Here is a 2,708-nt window from a genome sequence, read left to right on the forward strand (position 1 = left end):
CTTCCAGGAAGGTCGGCGCGGGCAGCAGGACGTCCGCGTAGTCGGCCGTGTCGGTGAAGAACTGTTCGTGTACCACCGTGAACAGGTCTTCGCGAGCCATGCCGCGCAGTACAGCATTCTGGTTGGGAGCCACGGCCGCGGGATTGCTGTTGTAGACAAACATCGCCTTTACTGGCGGATCGTTCAGCTCTGTCAGCGCCTGGCCGAGCTGCGACATGTTCACCACGCGCGCCTCGCGCTTCAGAGGGCTGGCGAGCATCAGCTCCGGCATCTGTAGCCGTGTCGAATTGAAAGGGAATGAACCTGAGGTGGAAAGCTGCACGCCTCCGCCGCGATGCATCCAGGCGCCGGTCAGCAGCGGCAGCATCAGCACCGCGCGAGCGCCGGCGCCGCCGTTCTCGCTGCGCTGGATGCCGTAGTTCAGGCGAATCGCCGAGGGCACCGCACGCGCGTACTCCCGCGCCAGGCGCTCAATATCGGCGGCGGCCACTCCGGTAACCTTCTCCACCTGTGCTGGAGCGTATTCGGGTTGCAGGACATGGCGCTTGAGGTCGTCGAAGCCATGCGTGCAGCGGGCGATATATTCCTTGTTCTCCAGACCGTCACGCACGATGACATGCATCATGCCCAGCGCCAGAGCGGTATCCGTTCCCGGATGGATGGCGATGTGCCAATCCGCCAGAGCCGCGGTGCGGGTCTTATACGGATCGATGACGATCAGTTTCGCTCCATTGCGGCGGGCCTGTTCGATGAAGGGCCACAGATGGATGTTGTTGCCGTGAATATTCGCGCCCCAGGCGATGATGGAGCGGGCATGCGCGAAGTCCTGCGGCTCGACACCGAGCTTCACGCCGTAGACGCTCATCATGGCGGCGCCGCCGGCACTGGCGCAGATGGTGCGGTCGAGCTGCGAGGCTCCCAGGCGATGAAAGAAGCGGCGGTCCATGGAGCCATAGCCCAACTGGCCGATGGTTCCCGCATAGGAGTAGGGCAGCACCGACTCCGGCCCGTGGGTCTCCGTGATGGTCTTCAGGCGCCCGGCAACCAGGTCCAGTGCCTCATCCCAGGAGATGCGCTCGAACGCAGCGGCCTCGTTGCCCTTCTCCAGTGGACCTTTCCGGGCATCGGCACGGCGGCGCATGGGATAAAGCAGGCGATCAGGCGAATAGACACGGTCGAGATACTTGGCGACCTTACCGCAAAGAAAGCCACGCGTCACCGGATGGGAGGGATCGCCCTGCACTTTGGTAGCGCGTCCGGTCAGCGTATCGACCGTTACCAGGACACCGCAGGAGTCTGGGCAGTCATGCGAACAGACGGTGTGCACCACTTTCGTATTGGCCTGCGCGTGGGGCATAGATACATTTTAGTCATGCGCCGTATTTTGCTCGCCCTGGTCCTTGCCTCCGCCACCCTTGCACCTGCCCAGTTGGGAACCGTACCCCAGCAGACCCTGGACTGCATCAAGGTGCTGCTGGCGCAGGAACGGTCGTGGAATGCCGGCGACATTGAAGGCTTCCTGACGGGCTACAAAGACTCCCCAGAGACGATCTTTGTCAGCCGCGGCGTGCATAAGGGTTTTGCAGAGTTGGCAGACAACTACCGCCGCAGCTATCCGACCAAAGCCGCGATGGGCACGCTGAGCTTCAGTGATTTCGATGTGAAGCAGCTTGATGAGAATTTCGCGGTGGTGCTGGGAAGGTTCCATCTTGAGCGGAAGAAGCAGGACGGCGGAAATGCTGAGGGTGTCTTTTCGCTGGTCATGGAGAAGACTGACGCCGGATGGAAGATTGTGGTCGATCACACCACGTAAAGGCAGTTGCCAGTTAACAGTCTCCAGTTGCCAGTTGGGGTGTGGACGGGATGAACTGTTGGTGTGCCAATGGGCACGCGTGCGCGCATCGTCCCTAAGTGGGTGCCCCGTCCTCGCAACGCTAGGGCGGGTAAGGACGCCCCAATCTTTTCGATTTGTCATCCTGAGCGAAGCGAAGGACCTGCTTTTGCGTCTTGTTCTTCGTAACAAAGAACAAGACATTCGCGCCCCGCGCGAACTGTAGTGCTTAAGGGCGCGGCTTCAGCTGTTCGGTTCCATGACATCCTTTACAGGTTTATGCCTATTTAGGGGTTGTTGGATGGCTTGGAGGAAGGTGGCAACCAATTCTTCTCCGCCCATACCGTACGTCTTCAACTTTCAACTTGAAACTCTTCAACTCTCGCTTCTCCATCCCAGCTAGCCGAGCTATCTATCAAGGAGCCTTTTTAGCAAGATTTGTCCATTTTCTGGACTTTCTTAGCTTCCCGTTCGGCTTTGATCTTCGCGCTAATCTCCGCTTTGCTTGTGGGCTTGGTGTGTTTGTTCATTAGCGTTATCTCCTTTGGGTGGTCTCACCCAGTGGCATCCCTGCGGTGTGACGCGCGCCAAATGAATATGACCGCCGAACCCCTCGCAGTCGATAAATCTTCCGCGCCCGTCTATGCATTGCTGCGCATAGGACAAAAGAAGCTTTTCTGCTTCGGGCAACGATTTGGTACTTTCGTCCGCGTTCATTCCTTCCGCGATTCTCATGGAGCCTGATACCACTGTGAGGCACCCAGAAGGCGGCGAAGCGAAGTGTCCCCATTCTGCACCCATTAGTACCCCGTCACGACTCCTTATGTGGATAGCAGCTTCAATCGGTTGGGTTTTGAAATAACCAACTACTAAGAGA

Annotated in this window: 3 protein-coding genes; 1 reads left to right on the forward strand and 2 read right to left on the reverse strand. The window is 58.6% G+C overall.

Translation table 11 applies throughout. The features are described from left to right. On the reverse strand, nucleotides 1-1,357 hold a 1,357-nt coding region (locus AB4043_RS21685), incomplete at its 3' end, for a molybdopterin-dependent oxidoreductase (protein WP_442308058.1). Nucleotides 1,358-1,372: 15 nt separating this feature from the next. Here AB4043_RS21685 and AB4043_RS21690 point away from each other — a divergent pair. Further along, the gene (locus tag AB4043_RS21690; RefSeq protein ID WP_442303378.1) at nucleotides 1,373-1,813 is read left to right on the forward strand and encodes a YybH family protein; all 441 of its coding nucleotides are present in this window, start codon (nucleotides 1,373-1,375) and stop codon (nucleotides 1,811-1,813) included. A 507-nt stretch (nucleotides 1,814-2,320) separates the two neighbouring features. Here AB4043_RS21690 and AB4043_RS21695 read toward each other — a convergent pair. Further along, nucleotides 2,321-2,708: hypothetical protein (locus AB4043_RS21695; protein WP_442308059.1), on the reverse strand; the 388-nt coding region annotated here is incomplete at its 5' end.

It is taken from the genome of Terriglobus sp. YAF25, assembly GCF_052113305.1.
Lineage (GTDB): Bacteria > Acidobacteriota > Terriglobia > Terriglobales > Acidobacteriaceae > Terriglobus.

Bases quoted from the DNA above. Each gene is read 5' to 3' on its own strand.
- AB4043_RS21690 (WP_442303378.1), top strand. From the start codon at position 1,373: ATGCGCCGTATTTTGCTCGCCCTGGTCCTTGCCTCCGCCACCCTTGCA.